This is a genomic window from Bacillus safensis (assembly GCF_039619585.1).
GTDB classification, from domain to species: Bacteria; Bacillota; Bacilli; order Bacillales; family Bacillaceae; genus Bacillus; species Bacillus safensis.
This window is the reverse complement of record NZ_CP154909.1, coordinates 3,250,617-3,271,031: the sequence shown is the minus strand read 5'-3', so window position 1 is coordinate 3,271,031 and position 20,415 is coordinate 3,250,617. Positions and strand designations below refer to the sequence as shown.

Annotated in this window: 25 protein-coding genes; 10 read left to right on the top strand and 15 right to left on the bottom strand. The window is 40.7% G+C overall.

What is annotated here, in order from left to right; all coding sequences use genetic code 11:
* Positions 1–9: 9 nt before the first annotated feature.
* Entirely contained in the window at positions 10–1,017 is a 1,008-nt protein-coding gene (moaA, locus tag AAYR28_RS16825; RefSeq protein WP_061110182.1) for a GTP 3',8-cyclase MoaA, read from the top strand.
* A 254-nt stretch (positions 1,018–1,271) separates the two neighbouring features.
* Here moaA and rpsN read toward each other — a convergent pair whose 3' ends face one another.
* The 5 genes from rpsN to AAYR28_RS16800 all read right to left on the bottom strand — a co-directional run bounded on the left by rpsN (position 1,272) and on the right by AAYR28_RS16800 (position 4,228).
* Entirely contained in the window at positions 1,272–1,541 is a 270-nt protein-coding gene (rpsN, locus tag AAYR28_RS16820) for a 30S ribosomal protein S14 (RefSeq protein WP_025093900.1), read from the bottom strand.
* A gap of 16 nt (positions 1,542–1,557) precedes the next feature.
* Positions 1,558–2,754, bottom strand: coding sequence for a GTP-binding protein (locus tag AAYR28_RS16815; RefSeq protein WP_061110181.1), 1,197 nt, complete (start codon positions 2,752–2,754; stop codon positions 1,558–1,560).
* An 82-nt stretch (positions 2,755–2,836) separates the two neighbouring features.
* Complete coding sequence (rpmG, locus tag AAYR28_RS16810; RefSeq protein ID WP_024423713.1) at positions 2,837–2,986, bottom strand: 50S ribosomal protein L33; 150 nt, start codon at positions 2,984–2,986, stop codon at positions 2,837–2,839.
* Between the two features lie 144 nt (positions 2,987–3,130).
* Positions 3,131–3,553 (bottom strand): DUF5362 family protein, encoded by a 423-nt coding sequence (locus AAYR28_RS16805; RefSeq protein WP_024426331.1) that lies wholly within the window; start codon positions 3,551–3,553, stop codon positions 3,131–3,133.
* Between the two features lie 165 nt (positions 3,554–3,718).
* Positions 3,719–4,228: a GNAT family N-acetyltransferase gene (locus AAYR28_RS16800; RefSeq protein WP_029706351.1), complete on the bottom strand. Its 510-nt coding sequence runs from the start codon at positions 4,226–4,228 to the stop codon at positions 3,719–3,721.
* 116 nt (positions 4,229–4,344) lie between these two features.
* Here AAYR28_RS16800 and AAYR28_RS16795 point away from each other — a divergent pair, with 116 nt between their 5' ends.
* Positions 4,345–5,241 carry a peptidoglycan DD-metalloendopeptidase family protein gene (locus AAYR28_RS16795; RefSeq protein ID WP_120207862.1) on the top strand — a complete coding sequence of 299 codons (897 nt, stop codon included), beginning with the start codon at positions 4,345–4,347 and terminating at the stop codon, positions 5,239–5,241.
* An 84-nt stretch (positions 5,242–5,325) separates the two neighbouring features.
* On the opposite strand, the gene AAYR28_RS16790 is transcribed toward AAYR28_RS16795, so the two are convergent.
* From AAYR28_RS16790 to AAYR28_RS16770, 5 genes are all read right to left on the bottom strand, one after another.
* Positions 5,326–5,673 carry a P-II family nitrogen regulator gene (locus tag AAYR28_RS16790; protein WP_034281209.1) on the bottom strand — a complete coding sequence of 116 codons (348 nt, stop codon included), beginning with the start codon at positions 5,671–5,673 and terminating at the stop codon, positions 5,326–5,328.
* An 18-nt stretch (positions 5,674–5,691) separates the two neighbouring features.
* Positions 5,692–6,900, bottom strand: coding sequence for an ammonium transporter (locus AAYR28_RS16785; protein WP_120207860.1), 1,209 nt, complete (start codon positions 6,898–6,900; stop codon positions 5,692–5,694).
* Positions 6,901–7,091: 191 nt separating this feature from the next.
* On the bottom strand, positions 7,092–7,832 hold the full coding sequence (locus AAYR28_RS16780) for an amino acid ABC transporter ATP-binding protein (RefSeq protein ID WP_046312994.1): 741 nt from the start codon (positions 7,830–7,832) through the stop codon (positions 7,092–7,094).
* A gap of 10 nt (positions 7,833–7,842) precedes the next feature.
* On the bottom strand, positions 7,843–8,520 hold the full coding sequence (locus tag AAYR28_RS16775) for an amino acid ABC transporter permease (protein WP_080652918.1): 678 nt from the start codon (positions 8,518–8,520) through the stop codon (positions 7,843–7,845).
* A 43-nt stretch (positions 8,521–8,563) separates the two neighbouring features.
* Positions 8,564–9,451, bottom strand: a complete 888-nt coding sequence (locus AAYR28_RS16770) for a transporter substrate-binding domain-containing protein (protein WP_046312998.1) — start codon at positions 9,449–9,451, stop codon at positions 8,564–8,566.
* Positions 9,452–9,608: 157 nt separating this feature from the next.
* Between AAYR28_RS16770 and AAYR28_RS16765 the strand changes: the two genes are divergently transcribed.
* Entirely contained in the window at positions 9,609–10,997 is a 1,389-nt protein-coding gene (locus tag AAYR28_RS16765; protein WP_101676545.1) for an MFS transporter, read from the top strand.
* Positions 10,998–11,035: 38 nt separating this feature from the next.
* Here AAYR28_RS16765 and AAYR28_RS16760 read toward each other — a convergent pair whose 3' ends face one another.
* From AAYR28_RS16760 to AAYR28_RS16750, 3 genes are all read right to left on the bottom strand, one after another.
* Positions 11,036–11,635, bottom strand: a complete 600-nt coding sequence (locus AAYR28_RS16760) for an undecaprenyl-diphosphatase (protein ID WP_024423699.1) — start codon at positions 11,633–11,635, stop codon at positions 11,036–11,038.
* Positions 11,636–11,749: 114 nt separating this feature from the next.
* Complete coding sequence (locus AAYR28_RS16755; protein ID WP_101676544.1) at positions 11,750–12,937, bottom strand: MFS transporter; 1,188 nt, start codon at positions 12,935–12,937, stop codon at positions 11,750–11,752.
* A 15-nt stretch (positions 12,938–12,952) separates the two neighbouring features.
* The gene (locus AAYR28_RS16750) at positions 12,953–13,366 is read right to left on the bottom strand and encodes a MarR family winged helix-turn-helix transcriptional regulator (protein ID WP_024423697.1); all 414 of its coding nucleotides are present in this window, start codon (positions 13,364–13,366) and stop codon (positions 12,953–12,955) included.
* Between the two features lie 347 nt (positions 13,367–13,713).
* Between AAYR28_RS16750 and spoIIID the strand changes: the two genes are divergently transcribed.
* The 4 genes from spoIIID (at position 13,714) to AAYR28_RS16730 (ending at position 16,991) form a co-directional block, all read left to right on the top strand.
* A complete protein-coding gene (spoIIID, locus tag AAYR28_RS16745) occupies positions 13,714–13,992 on the top strand; it encodes a sporulation transcriptional regulator SpoIIID (protein ID WP_008343327.1) in 279 nt (92 codons plus the stop codon).
* Between the two features lie 184 nt (positions 13,993–14,176).
* Positions 14,177–15,178 (top strand): cell shape-determining protein Mbl, encoded by a 1,002-nt coding sequence (gene mbl, locus AAYR28_RS16740; protein ID WP_120207858.1) that lies wholly within the window; start codon positions 14,177–14,179, stop codon positions 15,176–15,178.
* Between the two features lie 124 nt (positions 15,179–15,302).
* Positions 15,303–16,142 (top strand): flagellar hook-basal body protein, encoded by an 840-nt coding sequence (locus AAYR28_RS16735; RefSeq protein ID WP_034281198.1) that lies wholly within the window; start codon positions 15,303–15,305, stop codon positions 16,140–16,142.
* A 30-nt stretch (positions 16,143–16,172) separates the two neighbouring features.
* Positions 16,173–16,991 carry a flagellar hook-basal body protein gene (locus AAYR28_RS16730; RefSeq protein WP_098677175.1) on the top strand — a complete coding sequence of 273 codons (819 nt, stop codon included), beginning with the start codon at positions 16,173–16,175 and terminating at the stop codon, positions 16,989–16,991.
* Positions 16,992–17,005: 14 nt separating this feature from the next.
* Here AAYR28_RS16730 and AAYR28_RS16725 read toward each other — a convergent pair whose 3' ends face one another.
* A complete protein-coding gene (locus AAYR28_RS16725) occupies positions 17,006–18,061 on the bottom strand; it encodes a tetratricopeptide repeat protein (RefSeq protein WP_065214867.1) in 1,056 nt (351 codons plus the stop codon).
* Between the two features lie 219 nt (positions 18,062–18,280).
* Here AAYR28_RS16725 and fabZ point away from each other — a divergent pair, with 219 nt between their 5' ends.
* Positions 18,281–18,715 (top strand): 3-hydroxyacyl-ACP dehydratase FabZ, encoded by a 435-nt coding sequence (fabZ, locus tag AAYR28_RS16720; protein ID WP_012011512.1) that lies wholly within the window; start codon positions 18,281–18,283, stop codon positions 18,713–18,715.
* Between the two features lie 127 nt (positions 18,716–18,842).
* Positions 18,843–19,238 carry a large conductance mechanosensitive channel protein MscL gene (gene mscL, locus AAYR28_RS16715; RefSeq protein WP_024423693.1) on the top strand — a complete coding sequence of 132 codons (396 nt, stop codon included), beginning with the start codon at positions 18,843–18,845 and terminating at the stop codon, positions 19,236–19,238.
* A 27-nt stretch (positions 19,239–19,265) separates the two neighbouring features.
* Here mscL and AAYR28_RS16710 read toward each other — a convergent pair whose 3' ends face one another.
* Positions 19,266–19,676 (bottom strand): YwpF-like family protein, encoded by a 411-nt coding sequence (locus tag AAYR28_RS16710; protein ID WP_024423692.1) that lies wholly within the window; start codon positions 19,674–19,676, stop codon positions 19,266–19,268.
* Positions 19,677–19,793: 117 nt separating this feature from the next.
* Between AAYR28_RS16710 and AAYR28_RS16705 the strand changes: the two genes are divergently transcribed.
* A complete protein-coding gene (locus AAYR28_RS16705) occupies positions 19,794–20,150 on the top strand; it encodes a hypothetical protein (protein WP_034281192.1) in 357 nt (118 codons plus the stop codon).
* Positions 20,151–20,415: the final 265 nt, after the last annotated feature.

Sequence of the window (20,415 nt, the reverse complement as noted above, 5' to 3'; positions counted from 1 at the left end):
AGGCAAAGTATGGTCAGTATTTTAGATAAAAGACATCGACCATTGCGCGATTTAAGAATATCAGTAACTGATCGCTGTAACTTTAGATGTACGTACTGTATGCCTGCTGAAATTTTTGGGCCGGATTATCCTTTCTTGAAAAAAGAAGAACTGCTTAGTTTCGAAGAAATTGAACGACTTGCTACCCTTTTTGTAAAGAACCTAGGTGTGGTAAAAATACGCATCACGGGCGGAGAACCGTTAATGCGGAAGGATCTGCCTGTCTTAATAGAAAAGCTCACAAACATTCCAGGGATTGAAGACATTGCGATTACAACCAACGGAACACTTTTACCTTTATATGCTGATCAGTTGAAGAGAGCTGGTCTCAATAGAGTCACCATTAGTTTAGATTCATTAAATCCCGACCGTTTTAAGCAAATGAACGGAAGGCATATTTCTATCCAAAAAGTGTTTGATGGTATTGAGGCTGCAAAAAAGGCTGGACTTGCTATCAAGATTAATATGGTTGTTCAAAAAGGTGTGAATGATCAGGATGTCTTACCAATGGCAGCTTACTTCAAAAAAGAAGGACACGTTCTCAGATTTATTGAATTTATGGATGTCGGTAATACGAATAAATGGAATCTAGAACATGTCATGACAAAGAAAGAAATAATTGAATTAATTGATTCAACATATCCTATCAAACCAGAACCTCCTCAATATACAGGTGAAGTAGCCAAACGATTTTTTTACAAAGATGGTTCAGGAGAGATAGGTATTATTTCTTCCGTTTCAGATGCTTTTTGTGGCACATGTAACAGAGCAAGGCTGTCTGCACGGGGGGAATTGTTTACATGTCTGTTTGCTTCATCGGGTTTTGATCTGAAACAGATGATTCGTACGACAAAAAATAATGAAGAATTAACGAACAGGTTAAAGGAATTATGGTCGAACAGACATGACCAATATTCGGCCGAGAGAGAGCAGAAAAAAGATCAGAAAAAGGTTGAGATGTCATACATCGGTGGGTAATGACAATAAAGTATCATGATCTTGTATTTTTGAAAAGAAGAAAAAATGTCATAATCGTTGTTGAAAATCCTTTCTTGAAAACAGGTCTTTTTATCTTATGAACTCAGTCACTATAAAAAACCAGCAGATTCTCTGCTGGTTTTTAAATTGCTATTTTGCACTTCAAAAAGATTGAGATAAGATTGGAAAATAGATTTTCTCTCATTGTGTGCGGCTTTACTTTTACGAGTGCTGTGATAAGATCAAATCATTCTTTACCAGCTCGATTTTTTCACTCCAGGGATATGACCCTTATAGGCAAGCTCACGAAAAGCAATCCTAGACATTTTGAATTTTCGTAAATAACCTCTGGGACGGCCCGTTAATTCACAGCGGTTTTTTAAGCGGGTAGGGGAAGAGTCTCTAGGTAATTTTCGTAAAGCTTCATAGTCACCTTTTTCTTTTAACTCTTTCCTTAATTCTGCATATTTCAATACAAGCTGCTGTCGTTTTTTTTCTTTAGCAATCTTAGATTTCTTTGCCAATTAAAACCCTCCTGGCTTAATTTTGTATTTTCCATTGAAAGGGGTCCTCAAATGTAGTCCAATCTTGATTAAATTCCTCAGGTGTGAGCAAGCATTGATCAAGAGTACGAATGATTTCTGCTTTAGGCAAATCTACACCGATAAACACAAGTTTTGTATGGCGATCACCAAACTCTGCGTCCCACTCATCTAGAAGCTCTGGTTCCTGATTTAATATCCGTGCTTTTTCTTGTTCAGGCAAAGCAGCAATCCAGTATGCAATTGGTTCAATCGCAACAGATTTCCCAGCTTGTGAAATTAAAATGGTTAAATCATGATGTGTGGCAAGCCAAGTAAAACCTTTCGCACGAACGATCTGCTCAGGCATTTGATCTAACCAAGCATTCAGTCTGCCGGTATGAAAAGGGAGTCTTCTTTCGTAAACAAAAGATGAAATTTTGTATTCCTCTGTTTCCGGTGTATGCTGACCATGTCCTGCGTTGATTTCTTTGATCCACCCAGCAGAGGCACTTGATTTTTCAAAGTCGAATAAACCAGTATTCAAAATGTCATCTGGCTGTACTATACCTTTTGAGGTTTTGATGATAGATGCTTCTGGTTGTAGTTTGTTCAGCACATGCTCAAGTCGATCTAATTCAGAGGGAGATACTAGATCACATTTATTGATAATAAGCACGTCACAAAATTCAATTTGATCAATGAGTAAATCGGAAATTTCTCGCTCGTCGTCATCGGAAACCGCTTCTTTACGATCTAATAAACTCTCTCCTGACTGGAAATCAGTCCAGAAACGATTTGCATCTACTACTGTGACCATCGTATCTAGACGGCAAAAGCGGGTCAAATCTATACCCATTTCTTCATCAATATAAGAAAACGTTTGAGCGACGGGAATTGGTTCACTAATTCCGGTTGATTCAATGACAATATAATCAATATTACCCGCTTTACAAAGGCGTTCTACTTCAATTAACAAGTCTTCTCTCAAAGTGCAGCAAATACAGCCGTTAGATAATTCAACGAGTTTCTCATCTGATCGAGAAAGCTCGCCGCCTTGTTTGACTAGTTCTGCATCAATATTAATTTCGCTCATGTCATTGACGATCACAGCCACTTTTAATCCTTTGCGATTTTGAAGAACATGATTTAATATCGTTGTTTTTCCTGCTCCTAAAAAGCCGCTTAATACTGTAACAGGTATACGCTTATTCATTTGTTTTTGTCCTTTTGAAAACGATCATTTTGTTTTCCGCCTCACTTAAAAAGTAATCATTACGATTTATAATCTAAAAAATTTATTTTGTTTCTCTATGAAGGGTATATTTCTTTAATCGAGGAGAATATTTTTTTAACTCCAATCGGTCAGGATTCGTTCTTTTATTTTTTGTTGTGATGTAGTTTCTGTCACCTGTTTCAGTACAGGCCAACGTAATATTCACGCGCATAAGTAATAGGATCCTCCTTTAATTCGTAATAGTTACGATTTGTATTTTAAAATGATCAAGACTGAATGTCAAGCATAGGAGAATGATCCAAGTCAAATGATAAAAACAAAAGGGGTATCGAATGACTATTGATACCCCTCTCCATTAATAAAAGTCACCGAGTTCTTGTTCGTAATCACCTTCATACTGCTGGACATCATAAGGAATTTCTTGGAGGAAGGCTAACCCGCCTAGTATAAGTATCAAAACGATAGCAATGAATGAAAGAATAACTGCGGCAATACTTGAAATGGCAAACAGTGTTTGCATTTTCATCATCTTAGCGTACTGTTCTAATAATTCTTCGTAAGAAGTATCTGGAGCCTGAATCAAGTGTTCAGCTGCTTTTACAGATTTTTGTACATGAATTCCCATCATAATGAGGAAGACGCCAAGGGCTGCAGGAAGAACAAGCCAAAAACCAATAAGAATAGCCAGACCGCCTGAAATATAGAGAAAGATACTACCAACCTTTCCCCACTTTACGATTGAATGAAGAGATTGAATGATTTTCTCAGTTTGTTGCAATGGTGTTCACTCCTTTATGTATTCACTCTTTATCATACTTGAGTAAGTAGTGCTTTAGGAAGAGTGAATGTTGATTGATTCAATTGTTTCTCTCTTCACTTCACTTTTTTTACAGCTGTTACATGCGTCATAAAAAAGCGTCTCTTTTTCAGGGAGACGCTCGTTTTATAATTCTTTTCCTAGGATATCTAAATCGTATCTGCTGCCGTCCATTTCTGCGATGCGTGGCAGGTGGCCCCATGTCTCAAAGCCGTGCTTTTTAAATAGTCGAATGCTGGCTTCGTTGTGCCCGAAAATAAAGGCAAGTAACGTTCGAATGCCTAATGAGGGTGCTAAATCAATGGCTTCTTGCAAGAAAAGTGATCCTAAGCCTTTTCCTCGATAGTCTTGGTTTAAATAGATACTCATTTCAACGGTCCCGTTGTATGCAGGCCTTCCGTAAAACGTTTCAAAGCTCAGCCAGCCGTAGATATTTCCATCCTCATCTGTTTTCACATAGAGAGGTCTTTTCTCGGAATGATTCAAAAACCATTGCCGGCGGTCCTCGACAGAAACTGGTTCTGTATCAGCGGTCACTTCTCTTGAAGCAATGGTTGAATTGTAGATATCAACGATCGCTTTGAGGTCATCTTCTGTTGCTATACGGTTGAAAGTTTTCACAATTAAGTCCCCCATCTTTTTTTCATTTATCATACATATTATTGATGCGATTGCGCAAAATAAAAAGAAAAATGATTTCGTGTGTATATATTTTTTGAAAAGTGTTCAGAATGTTGCTGAGGTGATGAAAAATGAGAGAGGAAGAAAAGAAACGTACTTCCAAAATCACAAAAGTTCAGCAATTTTTCCGTAAGCGCTGGGTATTCCCTGCTATTTACTTGGTCAGCGCAGCGGTCGTGTTAACAGCCGTTCTTTGGTATCAAGCTGTATCAAAAGATGTAAAAGACCAACTAACTGATGGAAATCAAACAGGGCAAGAACAGCGCGATGATGCCGTTGAAGTTGGAAAGCCAATTGAAAATGTCGCAATGCCGGTCCAGAATTCTGATAATGTTTCTGTCGTGAAAAAGTTCTATGAAGCAGATGCTGACCAAAAAGAAAAAGAAGCAGCACTTGTAAACTATAATAACACCTATACCTTGAGTAAAGGTATTGATCTTGCAGATAAAGATGGCAAAGTGTTTGATGTCACAGCTGCTCTTAGTGGAACAGTGGTTCAAGCGAAAAAAGATCCAGTCCTCGGTCACGTTGTTGAAATTGAACATGAAGATGGATTATCGACTGTTTATCAATCGTTGTCACAAGTGAGTGTCAAAGAAGGCGATGAAGTCAAGCAGAATGATGTCATTGGTGCTTCTGGTAAAAATCTATATGGTGCTGAAAGCGGCAACCATGTACATTTTGAAATTCGTATGGAAGGTTTAGCGCTTAATCCGCTTAGCTTCATTGACAAGCCTGTTTCTACAATTGAAAAAGCAGCGCAAGAAGTGACGGAACAAGCAAAAGAACCTGCTCAGCCAAAGACTGAGGAAAAAACGAAGGAACCTGCTGCTGAAGATAAAGCCAAAGAGCCAGCTGGAGAAAAATCTGAAGAAAAGTCTGATGAGAAGGGGAAATCCTCTGATCAAGAAAAGTCTTCTGATTCCTCTAAAGACACCAGTCAGTCAGAAGAAACAAAACAATCTTAATGTTTTACAAGGTCCTCTGTGTATATAAATATGCAGAGGTTTTTTCTGCTTAAAAAGATCCTCCGCCACTCGGCGGAGGATACGCTATAGGGCGGCAGGTCCTTCTTCACCTGTCCGAATGTTGATTGTATTCGCTATTTCATATATAAAAATTTTCCCATCCCCTGGTTCGCCTGTCCGAAGTACCTTTTGAGCTGTTTCAACGACCTGTTCGACAGGTACTTTGCTTAGGACGATTTCGATCTTTAATCGTTCGTACACGTTGCTTTCTTTTTTGACGCCGCGGTATAGCTCTGTATGTCCCTTTTGTAAGCCGCAGCCGTGTACATTTGAAAAGGTAATCGAGGTGACACCAATCTTTCCAAGCTCCACCTTTAATGTTTCAAAATTAGCTGGACGTGTGACAATCTCCACTTTATACATTTTGCTCATAGAGACACCCCTTTTTCTTTAATCTTGATAAGCTTTTTCACCGTGCATGGTTAAATCAAGACCCACTGATTCTTCTTCTTCGGTTGCACGAATTTTGAAGAAGACATTGACCACTTTGATGATCACGTATGTCACAACGGCAACAAAAGCGTACGTGGCAACAATCGCGACCACTTGCTTCCAAAGTAAGCTGGGATCTCCGTAAAATAAGCCATTGGCTCCGCCGTCATTGACAGAAGTTGTGGCGAAAAGTCCTGTTGCAATTCCTCCCCAAGTACCGCCAATTCCGTGAAGGCCGAATGCGTCCAGTGCGTCATCATAGCCAAATTTGGCTTTGAGTGAAAAGACCCCCCAGAAACAGACGATCCCGCCAATGATTCCTATTATAATAGAAGCAAACGGTGTAACAAAGCCTGCGGCAGGTGTAATGGCGACAAGACCTGCGATGGCTCCAGAGATCGCGCCGAGCATGGTCGGTTTTTTGTTGATCATACACTCTACTAACAGCCAGCCGATGATTCCTGCAGCAGCAGCTGTATTGGTGTTAATAAAGGCATACATGGCCACGCTGTCTAATGTAAGAGCACTACCCACGTTAAAACCAAACCATCCAAACCAGATGACAGCTCCGCCAAGAAGGGTGTAGATCAAGTTATGCGGAGAAGAGCTTGCTGCTTCTTTACGCTTCCCGAGCACAATTGCCACGACAAGACCTGCAACACCGGATGAGATGTGAACCACGTTTCCGCCTGCGAAGTCAAGCGCACCCATCTCGCCAATCCAACCGCCGCCCCATACCCAGTGTGCGACTGGAGCGTATACAAATGTGACCCAAAGGAGTGTAAATACAACGACTGCTGAGTAGCGGATCCGTTCAGCAAAGGCCCCTGAGATGATGGCTGTTGTTAAGACGGCAAAGGTCATTTGAAACATCATGAACAATGAATGTGGAATGGTCTCACTATAGGAACCAGGCTCAAAGCCTACGCCTTTCAGGCCCACCCAGTCTAATCCTCCGATCCATGCATTGCCTGGTGCAAAAGCTAAGGAATAACCGAATACGATCCATACGATTGAAACGATCGCTAGTGACGTTAAGCTGTGCATGGTTGTGCTTAACACGTTTTTACTTCTCACGAGTCCTCCGTAGAATAAAGCTAAACCCGGTGTCATTAACCACACGAGTAGTGCGCAGAAGAACATAAATACTGTATCACCCATTTGCATGCTGCATTCCCCCGAATCATTCAGAATTATTGTTTTCTTAATTCTTCATTATAGAGAGAAAAGTCATATATAACATATACGTGTAAGTTTATCTAACATGGTTTTTGGTTAAGTTCAATATAAATGGATGAAAAGTTCGTAAAGAATGAGCAAAAACGTAAGTTAAGCACTAAAAATGAAGGGCGTTTGACCTATAAAATGGAGCTGAGAAACAGTTTTGTACGTTCCTCCCTAGGAGAATCAAACAAATCCGAAGGGACGCCTTCTTCGACGATGCGGCCTTCGTGCATGTAGACGACACGATCGGCAACTTCTTTCGCAAAGCCCATTTCATGTGTGACAATGACCATGGTCATGCCTTCTTTTGCGAGGCTTTTCATCGTTTGCAGCACCTCGCCTACAAGCTCTGGGTCAAGGGCAGACGTAGGTTCGTCAAATAACATGACATCAGGCTTCATGGCGAGAGATCTGGCTATGGCTACACGCTGTTTTTGGCCGCCTGATAGTTTAGAAGGATATACGTTGGCTTTATCCGCAAGTCCGACTTTTTCTAGCAAGGTGCTGGCTTCAGCGATGGCTTGCGCTTTCTTTGTTTTTTTCACCATAACAGGCGCTTCGATGATATTTTCAAGCACAGTTTTGTGCGGGAAAAGATTAAAATGCTGAAACACCATTCCTATTTTTTGTCTCATTTCGTTTAATTGATCTCGCTTTGGATGAACAGGGCTGCCATCAATGATAATATCTCCATCATTTTTTATTTCTAAAAAGTTCATACAGCGGAGCAAGGTGCTTTTTCCAGAACCGCTTGCACCAATTAAGACGACCACATCATTTTCATAAACAGTGAGATCGATATCTTTTAAAACATGAAGCTCTCCAAAGTATTTATTGAGTTTTTCAACACGAATGATTTCCTTTGATTCTGTCATGCTTCTCCTCCTATTGGTCACTAGCTGATAGTTTCTTCTCAAAGGTTTGGACAGCGAATGTTAACAGCAGGACAAGAACTAAGTAATAGACGGCTACAACAAGTAAATACGTCATATTGTCAAAGCTGTTGGAGCCTTGCGTGGTGGCGACGTTAAATAGTTCATTGACACTGATAAAGGCGGCGAGTGATGAGTCTTTTAAGCCGATAATGAACTGGTTGCCAAGAGGGGGAAGAGCACGCCGCATCGCTTGAGGGAGAATGATACGCCTCATTGTTAAAAAACGACCCATACCAAGAGATCGTCCTGCCTCTTTTTGCCCCTGATCGATGGATTGGATGGCGCCTCTGAATATTTCGGCTATATAGGCGCCATTATGAAAGGCGAGCGCAATGGAAGCAGCCCAGAAGTCGGGTATATTCAATTCTGTGAGGCCGAAATATAGGATGAAAATCTGAACAATAAGTGGTGTTCCGCGTACAAGAAAGATATAAGCATTGGCGATATAACCAAAAACGGCTATGCGGGATATTTTCAATAAAGCAAAGAAAAGCCCGATGAACATACCGATGAAGATGCTGATCACCGTCAGCTGTAAGGTGATCAGCATTCCTTCTAAGAAAATACCTCTTGAATCAATGAGTGTCTGAAAAAAGTGTGATAGGGTAGGCAAAACAATCATCTCCATTTGAAGAAAGTGCGCCTATAAAATTGGGCGCACAATCGTGGTTTTAATCTTGTTTGACCGTGATGTCTTCATCAAAGTACTTTTTGCTAATTTGTTTTAATGTTCCGTCTTTTTTTAGTGCGTCAATCGCATCGTTGATCTCTTTTATGAGCTGTTCATTTTCTTTTGAAACAGCAATTGCCTGCTCACTTTGTCCGAGTCTTTCCTGCGCTGTGATTTTTAATTTTTTCTTCATCGCTTCTGCACCTGTGGCGAAATCTGTCACGACTGCATCGTGTTTTCCATTGGCCAGTGCTTCTAAGGCGACGACATCACTATCATAATATTTTGGTTCTTGCCCGCTATGTTCCTTGGCAATATCAGCGTAGGACGACCCTTTGGATACAGCAATTTCTTTGTCTTTTAAGTCATCCGCATGTTGAATGTCTGATCCGGGTCTTGTGAAAATTTGCGGACCAGAATAGTAATAGGGTTTAGAAAAAAGGACGTGTTTTTTTCGTTCCTCATTGATGGTATGACTTGCAACTGCCGCATCAAATTTACCTGCTTTCACGCCTTCGACGATGCCTGCGAATTTATATTTTTTCTGTATAGGTTCGAGACCTAGTTTGTCACTAATCGCATTGCCTACGTCGATATCAAAGCCGGACATCTGATTTCCATCCATGTAACTAAACGGATGAAATTCACCTGATGCTGCAAAAATAAATTTTCCATCCTCCAAAATTGGCGACCCTTTCGCTGTAGAATTACGTTTATCTCCGTTCCCATTTGTTTCATTTGAACCACACGAAGACAGAAGTAATACTGCAACCGAGAAAAGGGCTGGGACCCAAAACCGTCTTTTTTTAATAATAAGCTTCTCCTCCTTTTCAGCCGTTCTCCATATCAGGAGAAAGTAGGCTTTTAAATATGTGTAGCATCTTACCATTTGTTCCTCATATTCTCAATTTTATATGTGTTATTCCAACAATCGTCCTTTTTAGAATGTATGTCTTGCTTTTCTAAGAGAGAACTTGAATTGATTAGGGTAAAAAAGGGAAATGAATCTCATAATAACGAAAGGATTGCAAAAAGGAGGTCAGTGTATGAACAAGTGGAGAGACAACCGAAAAGTTTTTTTAACCGCTATTGCCTTTGGAACGATGTTGAATCCACTGAATTCATCAATGATTTCTTTGGCCTTGCATCAAATTCAGCATGAATTCGGTTTGTCGTTTACGACCGTATCTTGGCTTATTTCTTCTTTTTATTTAGCCAGTGCAGTGACGCAGCCGGTGAGCGGCCGGATTGGGGATCATGTCATGAGCCGGAGAACCTTATTTTTATTCGGTCTGGTTCTTGTCGCAGTCTCAGCCATTTGCGCGCCGTTTGCCCCAACGTTTGCGGTGCTGATTGTGATCCGTTTGTTACAGGCGATGGGAAGCAGTGCCATTTATCCTTCTGGGGTCGGACTCATTCGGGATCATATTCAAGAAAGACAGGCTTCGGCTTTAGCGGTATTATCCATTTTTGCTTCAGCGATGACGGCGCTTGGACCGACGCTTGGCGGATTTCTAATGACCATTGGCGGCTGGCCGGCTATCTTTTTAGTGAATCTGCCTTTTATTTTGATCAGTTTCTTTCTTGGCCTATTTTTGTTTCCGAAGGAGCAGAAGAAGAAAAAGCTCCGCATAGGCGAAACTGTGCGAACACTCGATTTGCCAGGGATGCTTCTTTTTACCGTCTGCATTGTTCTCCTGCTTTCATTTTTATTATCACTGGGTGATGGCATTCAATATGTTCAAGGTATTCTTTGTCTCCTGAGTGCAGGCGCTTTTATCTGGTGGGAGTATCAGGTGGATGAACCGTTTATTCAAATACGGATGTTCAGGGAGGAGCAGCGGCTGTCACTTGTGTATGTGCAATTTATCATTTTAAATATCTTTTTCTATTGTCTCTTTTTTGGTTTGCCGAGTTATTTTCAGGATGAGTTAGGCTGGCGTGTGGAGATGACGGGTCTTTTTATGCTGTGTATGTCAGGGGTGAGTATTATTGTGTCACCGCTGACTGGAAAGTGGGTGGATCGCGGGGATGAACGCCATCCAGTTTTAGCGAGTGCTGTATTGATGCTGGCTGGAGCGTCTGCCATGACTTTCTTTTTTATTCCTGCGCCATTATGGGGGAAAGGATTGGTTCTAGCTCTGCTTGGGCTCAGTTATGGGATTGGGAATGTTGCGCTCCAAGCTGCGATGCTCAAGGCAAGTCCTCAGCACATGATTGGCACGTCCTCTGGACTTTTTCAAACATGCCGCTACCTTGGTTCTATTCTGTCGTCTGCTGTGCTTGGTATGCTGTTTGGGGATGAAATTGCTGGTGCTCACTTTGCGCAATTAGGCTGGACATTGATCATCATTTCTCTTATTGGCATTGGTGTCAGTCTTTATTTTTCGAGTATGGTTAGAGGGGGAAAGCCAATAAAAAAAGCGGCGCGATAAGTGGAAGGAGAATCTTCATCACGTTATCGCAAGTCCGCTTAAGAGTTGGACAGGTCTGAGCCCTGATCCTTTGTCTTCCTTCTGAAAATTTTCCCTACAATTGTCTCGTAAAATGTCACGATACGATCAATAGGAGAGTCAAAGAACTTCCATAATTTATTCATGATAAAGACAACCACAATCGATACGACCAAGCTGCCTAAAACATCAAATGGATAATGATGACCGACCCAGATGCGGGAGAATCCTGTAAGTAATCCAAAGACGAGCAAGATGTTGCCGAGCTTTTTATTACGGGATCGAATGGCAAGTGAAAGAGCCAATGCACCTGTTGTATGGTCACTTGGGAAGGAAGCATCTGCTGAGTGCGGGATGAGTGTGTCGACTTTATGCGCCACAAACGGCCGCTCTTCATAATGAAACAATGTAATGGCAAAGTTGACGATAAGTGCTGCAATGCCTGTTACACCGGAAAAGAAGACATGCTTCTTAAATTTGTGATTCCCTAAAAACCAGCAAATCAATAAGACAAGGGCGTACACAAGAATGGCCTTTTTCGTAATAAAGATCATGGCCTGATCTAAAAACTCAGAATGGTGAGCCATCCCGTGTATGACTTTAAACAATTCGTAATTCAAAACATCACCTATACTTTCGCTTAATGCTAACTATTTTTCAACAAAGCCTGTATGCTCTATTTGGAATATCCTATATTTTAGCATGTTTCCGACGAAGTTTAAAATAGTACCCTTTTACTCTGAAAGGGAGACCTTTTGTGCTTTTGCTTCCTGAGGTTTTCGTTCGCTCCAATAAAAAACGCCCATACTCAGTAAGACCACAATACCCGCAATGAGGTACACATTTGAAAAGTCTGTGAAACTGACAAGGAGTCCAAAGACAAATGAGCCGGCAGCAATACCTGTATCATACAGGGTGAAGAAAGTAGCCGTCGCATATCCCGTACGATGAGCTGGTGAGTGCTGAATCGCAAGTGTTTGTAAACATGGCACGAGCGAACCGTAGCCAAGTCCAATCACAGCGCCTGATAGAAGAAGCATTGTAGCTGAATGTGTCGCTGTCAGCATCCATAAACCAATGGCAAAAAGGGCAATCGAAGGATAGATCACAACGTGAGCTCCAACCCGGTCAAAAAGTCTGCCTGTAAATGGACGTGATCCAAGCATTGCAGCCGCAAATACAATAAAGAAATAACTGCTTGCACCCATCAAATGAAGTGAATTGGCATAAACTGAAATAAATGAAATAATCGGCGAATAACAGAAGGAAATAATAATGCCGACGGCCGCTGTTTTTAATGCGCCTTTTTCAAACAGGTGAGAAAACGTGAATCGGAAGACAATGCTTCCACCGTTTTCAGGCTCTGGCTGTCTAATCAGCATCGTAAAAGCGGCTCCGATGGTCACGATAATGGAAAAGAGAAGAAATAATGAATGAAATCCTATTTTACCTACTTGATTCAGTGCGATAAACGGACCGATGACAACAGCGAGGTTCATAGACATCACAAAGTATCCGAGTCCTTCCCCGCGTTTATGTTTCGGGATCATATCAGCCGCAATGGCACTGGCAACTGTCGTCAAAATACTAAAAAAGATCCCTTGTACGAAACGCAGCATAAGAAGTGTTTGGAATTGATCAATCAGGATGTATAAATAAGTGAGTAAGGCAAAGGCCGTAGAAGAGAAAATCGCCATCCGTTTTTTGCCGAATTTCTCAATAATGGCTCCAGAAAACGGTCTTGTCACAATAGCAGACAATAAGAAGACCGTCACAAGGAGACCGCCCTGTGATTCTGTTCCATTTAGTTCATCCATTGTATAAATGGGCAGTAATGTCAAAAGGGCATAAAAAGAGGTGAACGTAAATAAATTCACCAGGACAATCATGATAAAGTCTTTTGTCCATATGCGTTCGTTCATGATGTATGTCACTTCCTATTCAGTTGATAATTTGTGTAAAAGTGTATGGAGGAGTTGTTTTTCTTCGTAGGTAAAATCTGAAAGACATTCTTCTTCAAATTGTTCCATCGTGCGTTTGATTTCTTCAAATCGGGCTTTTGCATCATCTGTCATCACGATCAGATTCTCACGTTTGTCTTTGCCTTGTACACGTTTCACCCAGCCGTTTGCTTCTAAACGGGTGACGGTTCTGGTGATGGTCGGTGCTTCGACGTTCAAATATGTCCAGATGTCTTTTTGGGTTTTTGGGCCGAATGTATCCAAACAAAAAAGCACAGTCCACTGGGACATGTACAAGTCATAAGCAGCAAGCGCTTCGTTCGCCTTTTTAGACAGCAGCCGTGCGCCTTGATGTATTTGATGTAAACACTCTCTATTTAACGTATCCATATGCTCACCTTTTTTAAATATTTAGCTAGGTAAATAAATTCACCTTTTCTATTTTACGTGCTGAACTCTTTCTTGTAAAGTGAAAATTTTCGCGCCCCGAAATGATTTTTTGTTTTGCCTTTTCTGATAAATCCCTTGTCCCATCTTCATTTTTAGCATATTCCCTATTCAATGCTAATACACTGTTACAAACCTGACAAAGAGAGTGTTTGAGGTGAGGGATCGTGTTTGGCATTTACTACCTAATGGATGAGAAATTACGACGAACAAGCGCCGCTGAAAATGGATAATCTTCATACGGATCTCATTTCACACTTCTCACATCCATTTTAGGGAGGTCGAGTGGTGTGCACGATTACATCAAAGAGCGAACAATCAAGATAGGAAAGTATATCGTGGAGACAAAGAAAACCGTTCGTGTTATTGCGAAAGAATTTGGAGTCTCTAAAAGTACTGTACACAAGGATCTAACAGAAAGACTGCCAGAAATTAATCCAGATCTGGCTAATGAAGTAAAGGAGATACTGGATTATCATAAATCAATCCGCCACTTGCGAGGAGGAGAAGCCACCAAGTTAAAGTATAAAAAAGAAGAAATTTTAGAAGGCGAACCTGTGAAACAGTAAGCTTAGTTCTTTGTTCATAAACATGATATATATATCTTCCTCATATCGGTAGTTTCTAACCACAAATTTTGTAAAGACTTTTGTAAAGAAATATCTTTTTTTCTGCAAATTATGATAGAATATATAATTAGGGCAGAATGTGGTATTTGCTATGGAAACAGATTTTCAAGGAGGATATATATAGATGTTTGCTAGGGATATTGGAATTGATCTTGGTACTGCCAATGTACTGATTCATGTCAAAGGAAAAGGAATTGTGTTAAATGAACCATCTGTGGTAGCTCTTGACAAAAACAGCGGAAAAGTTTTGGCTGTTGGAGAAGAGGCTAGACGTATGGTTGGACGTACGCCTGGGAATATTGTTGCGATTCGTCCATTAAAAGACGGCGTAATCGCTGATTTTGAAGTAACTGAAGCGATGCTCAAGCATTTTATTAACAAATTAAATGTGAAAGGGCTGTTCTCTAAGCCGCGTATGCTCATCTGCTGCCCGACAAATATTACATCTGTTGAGCAGAAGGCGATCAAAGAAGCTGCTGAAAAAAGCGGTGGTAAGCATGTATTTCTTGAAGAAGAGCCAAAAGTAGCAGCGATTGGTGCTGGTATGGATATTTTTCAGCCAAGTGGAAACATGGTCGTAGATATTGGAGGCGGAACGACAGATATCGCTGTCATCTCAATGGGTGACATTGTAACCGCCTCTTCTATTAAAATGGCTGGAGACAAATTTGATCTGGAAATTCTAAACTACATTAAAAAAGAGTACAAGCTGTTGATCGGTGAGCGCACGGCTGAGGATATTAAGATCCAAGTTGCAACGGTATTCCCAGACGCACGTCACGAAGAGATTTCGATTCGTGGACGAGACATGGTGACAGGATTACCAAGAACGATTACCGTCACAAGCAAAGAAGTAGAAGAAGCATTGCGTGAATCTGTATCTGCGATTGTTCAGGCTGCGAAACAAGTTCTTGAAAGAACACCGCCTGAATTATCAGCTGATATTATCGATCGCGGCGTCATCATTACAGGTGGCGGAGCTCTTCTAAACGGGCTTGATCAATTGCTTGCAGAAGAGCTGAAAGTACCAGTTTTCATTGCTGAAAATCCAATGGACTGTGTAGCAGTTGGTACTGGCGTGATGCTTGATAATATGGACAAGCTGCCAAAGCGTAAACTCAGCTAATGATTTCCCTCATTCTTTTTAGAAAGAATGGGGGATTTTTATTAAAGAACCCTGCTAATCAGCCGATATATTTCATAGAAGATTGTGTTTAGGTCATGTGAAAGAATTTGAATGAGGTGAGCACGTGTTAAAAGGACTATACACCGCAACATCTGCCATGATCGCTCAAGAGCGGCGGACAGAAATGCTTTCAAATAATATCGCAAATGCGAATACCCCAGGCTATAAAGCGGATGAAGGGGCAATGCGTGCATTTCCAGAAATGCTGCTGAGCCGAATGGAATCAGGACGTTTCCAAACATCCTCAGGCAAAGGTTTTAGTGTTCCACTGCAATCGCCGATTGGTGGAATCAATACTGGGACATATATGCAGGAATTAATCCCTCAATTTACACAGGGAACTTTAAAAACAACAGATCAAACAACAGACATAGCACTAGTTGAAAATAATGTGCCGATCAATCCGGAGACCAATCAGAAATCAGCGCTATTTTATGCGGTCAACACACCAGAAGGCGTTCGTTATACGAAAAGCAGCTCCATTACATTGAACGCACAAAATCAATTGACGATTAATGGCCGCGCTCTTCTTTCCGTGACGGGTCAGCCGATTACGGTTCAGAGTGAGAATTTCAAAGTGAATGCAGATGGTACTGTGTCTGAAAATGGGCAAAATCTTGGTCAAATCGATGTACGTGTTGCGATGGATACAAGAAACCTAGCGCGTGAAGGAAATGATTTATACCGTACAGCTGATAACCAGCCCCTGCCAAGTGCAGTCAATAACGGTCAAATGTCCTATACGTTAAGCCAAGGCGTATCGGAGCTCTCGAACGTGGATGTGACGAAATCATATACAGATATGACAACGGCCTACCGAGCATTTGAAACAAATCAAAAAGTGGTTCAGGCGTATGATAAAAGCTTAGAAAAAGCAGTGAATGAAATTGGCAGAGTGTACTAATCAAGAAATGAAAAAGAAAGGAGGATTCTCATGCTTAGAACGATGATAAACGCAGCTGTATCGATGAATGAAGTGCAAAAGCAGCTTGACATCATCAGCAACAACATCGCGAACAGTGAAACAACAGGGTACCGCGCGAAAAACACCCGTTTCTCAGAGCTGATCAGACAGCAGTTTAATCAGGTAGATGAAAAAAATGAGCAGGTGGCAAACAGTCGTCTGACACCTGCTGGGTTAAGGCTTGGCACGGGGACAATGGTCAATGCGTCCATTAACTCGCTGCAAGGCTCTATTAAAGAAACAGGACGTGATCTTGATGTTGCCTTCGGAGCGCCGTCGCAGTATTTGCGGGTCAACGCCGGCGGTAATATCCGTTATACAAGAGATGGTTCACTTTACTTGCAGCCGGGCAATAATCGTAATCAAGTGCAGCTTGTCACGAGCGAAGGCTATCCGATTCTTGATGAAAACGGAAATGCGATCGTCTTAAATGCAAATTTCCGTGATATTTCAATCGATAAAAATGGGCGGCTTACGGCGGTTTCAAGAGACAATCAACCCAATCAGCAAGTGAATCTGGGCGTTGTACAAGTCAATAATTCGTCAGCACTTGTCTCTGAAGGAGATAATTTGTTCTCAGTCGATGGAACCTATCAAGGTGCATTAACAGCACTAAATGGAGCAAACCGAGAGGCGATTCAGCTTCAGCAAGGTGCACTGGAAACATCAAATGTGGACATGTCGAAAGAATTAACAGACCTCATGACAACACAGCGTTCCTATCAGATGAATTCAAGAACAATTACGATGGGCGATCAAATGCTGGGATTAATTAATACAATTCGATAATCAGCAGGCTGGTATCAGCCTCTCATGATAAAAAAGGCGGCTCGCTCAAAGTCGCCCTTTTTTTTATAAAAATCTGAGACATCAGCAAGAAGATCCTCAAGATCAATCCAGGCTTCTTTTCGTTCAAGACATGTGACGAGCGTGGCGATCTGCTCATCTGCCTTTGGCGTTTGGCTGTAGAGAAGAGATAAGATTTGAAACTTCATTCTTAATATATCAAACTGGGAAGCAACAGATTCTTTCAGACCTTTTTGAATATACTTCATCCCTTCATCGGTTAAATTTTCTTTAAAACAGGAACGCACAGTTTCGTATAGGCATGATACATAGGAGTGTGCTGACTTTCGGTACGCTGGAAGACGAAGCGCTTTTTTGAAGTATTCCAGCGCTTCCTTATGACGGTTTTGTCTTGACTGAATAAAGCCAGCATCATAATAAACGATACCGAGCAGCTCTTGATCATCAATCTTTTTCACGTAATCAATAATTTCAATGAAAATATCTTCCGCTTCCTTATATTTTTTTTGGTCGCTATAGTTAAGAGCGAGCACAATTTTACACCGATAGATGCTATGGATATCACCGTGCTTTGCAAAAATATCCATGGCTTTTTGAACATGACGAATCGATAACAACGAGTAACGGTTGTTATAATAAACACCGCTTGTACGGAAATGGAACTCTGCTTCCTCCAGCTCATCGTTAAGTAATGGCAGTCGTTCCTCAGCCTTTTCGAGATAATGAATCGCATCATTTTGATCACTTTTTAAAGATTCATATAATCCGAGAAAGAAATAAAAATAATATTGCAGTTCTTCGTTCATTTCATCTTTGTGGGGCAGCAGTTCATGTTTGAGTTTTTCTAAGTCCTCTGTCTGATTCATCCAGAGCTGGTGACGGAAAAGCATCAACTGATAATGGAAATAGAGTTCTTGTTTTTTTGATAATTTCCGTTTATATTTTAGCAGTGTTTTTTTAATTTCTTCAGCCTTCGAAAAATGTCGATGCTTTAGCATTGTATACCAGGAATGGAGAAGTTTTTTTACGGATTTATCGCTCATAAAATTCATTTTTACCCTCTTATTCAATCAATGATGTAATATATATTACCATATTTGTGAAAAAACATTGAGTGTAGTGTGGATTATATTTGATGACAATTGGTAATGGTAGATTCTATTTTTTACCATATGCATAAGGCGAATATTGAAAAATGCCAGCATTCATAATATACTTCTATAGGAATCAAATGAAGATCAGCGATATAGAAAAGAAGGAGAGATCAAGATATGCTTGATGCTCAGCAAATTCAAGACATTATTCCACACCGTTATCCATTCTTATTGGTCGACCGTATTTTAGAGGTTGAGGGAGAAAAAAGAGCGGTTGGAATTAAAAATGTCACAGTGAATGAAGAATTTTTTAATGGCCATTTCCCTGGTTACCCAGTCATGCCTGGTGTGCTTATAGTAGAAGCACTCGCACAGGTTTTTGGTGTGATTATGTTAGGCAAGGAAGAAAACAAAGGAAAAATCGGTTTGTTTGCAGGAATTGACGGATGCCGCTTTAAAAGACAGGTCAAGCCTGGAGACCAGCTTCGTTTAGAGGTTGAAGTGACGCGCCTCCGCGGGCCGGTTGCAAAAGGAAAAGCAGTAGCGACGGTAGATGGCGAGGTTGCATGTGAAGCAGAACTGACATTTTCTATTGGTCCTAAAGTATCATGATTTTTCTGGCGGTTCATCAAGCATGAATCGCTTTTTTATTTAGAAACGTTCAGTTAGAACGGATAAGGACTTGCAATTTTGACAAAAAAACGTCATATTAGACAAAAAAAGATGAAGGTGATAAAGGATGCTGAAAGAATTTAGAGAGTTTGCAGTCAAGGGCAATGTCATTGACTTGGCAGTAGGTGTCATCATTGGGGGAGCATTTGGCAAAATTGTCACTTCTCTTGTGAATGATTTAATCATGCCGCTTGTCGGTATTATTATTGGAGGGCATGATTTTAGCGGTTTATCCATTAAAATCGGAGCCGCTCAAATTTTATATGGGAACTTTATTCAAACAGTGGTTGATTTCTTAATTATCTCGTTTTCCATTTTTATCTTTATTCGTTATTTGAATAAGTTAAAACGGAAAAAGGTTGAGGAAGAAGAGGTTGTGGAAACGCCGGATCAAACGGAAGTTTTGCTAACTGAAATTAGAGATCTATTGAAAAATCAAAGCCAGTCTAAAGATGTGCAATAGAAAAAGAGCGGCTGATCCCGCTCTTTTTTATGTGTTTTGTTTAAAAGCATCCAGTAGTTTTTCTCCTGACAGCCCCTCTTTGACGAGGTCTTTTAATACTTCTTCAGTTTCTGTTCTGTAACGATTTGTAATCATTTTACCATCGAGTAAAACAGAAATGTTTTCTTCTAAAGCAACGATGTTTTTGACTTGGACAGATAGATGAACAGGGCGGTTGTTTTCTTTAGTGATCGTTACAAGAATCTTCACTTCTGTGTGCTGCTGAAAGAGTACCTCAAACACCTGTCTATGTTTCTTTGGAATGAGTGCCTCGATCATCCAGTGATTTTCACCGTCTTCTTTATTAATGATTAAACCGTCACGAAGGGGAATGCTGGACATTTTATCTTGCTGTGGATCAAGTTCAATTTTTAAATCAATCAGCCTAAAGGTTTTCATATTTATCACCTCACAAGCGTTCATTATTCGTAAGTATTATTATAGCATACAACATCTGTATAAATGAAACCGCTGCCTGCTTAGAACTAGCTGCACATGAGTGAAAGGAGATGTTTTATGGAGTCCTATCAATTGAGAAACATTCATATTGGCGACGACAAGGCAAAGAGTGATATACGTGTTTATTCGTGGGGAGATATTCTTTCATTTTGTGATGTGTATATGGAAGAAGGAGAGTCACTCACGTTTCAATATGTCACCGAGGATCAAATGGACTGTTTTGAGTTTCAGCTGTCGGTTCATGATGGCCGGCTTTGTTTTTATTGGTTTGCGTGGGACGGATCTGATTATATTCACATGCCTTCTAGTAATTGGATTCATTCAGATATTTTTTATCAATTTATGAAAAATAAGTATTTCATCAAACAAAACAAGATGATGTTTTATACGCAAGCGGTAAAAAACAGAAATTAATGAGGATATAGAGAATTTGAAGGCCTATTTTGCTATTTTCCTGTTTTGTCACATACGGCCTTTCTCCGTAGACTAGGGGTAGCTGAAAGGAAAGGAGGCAAGTCCCGAATTAAAAGGTAACGTCTATCATCTGACAGCCCCCCTCTAGCTAAAGCTGATAGATGCTGCCTTGTTCATATGAACACTGCGTAATATAGAACCAATGCTTCTTTGTATAGGTCATGTGTCCCCTTGTGAATCCCCTATGTGTGTATCCGGTCATATT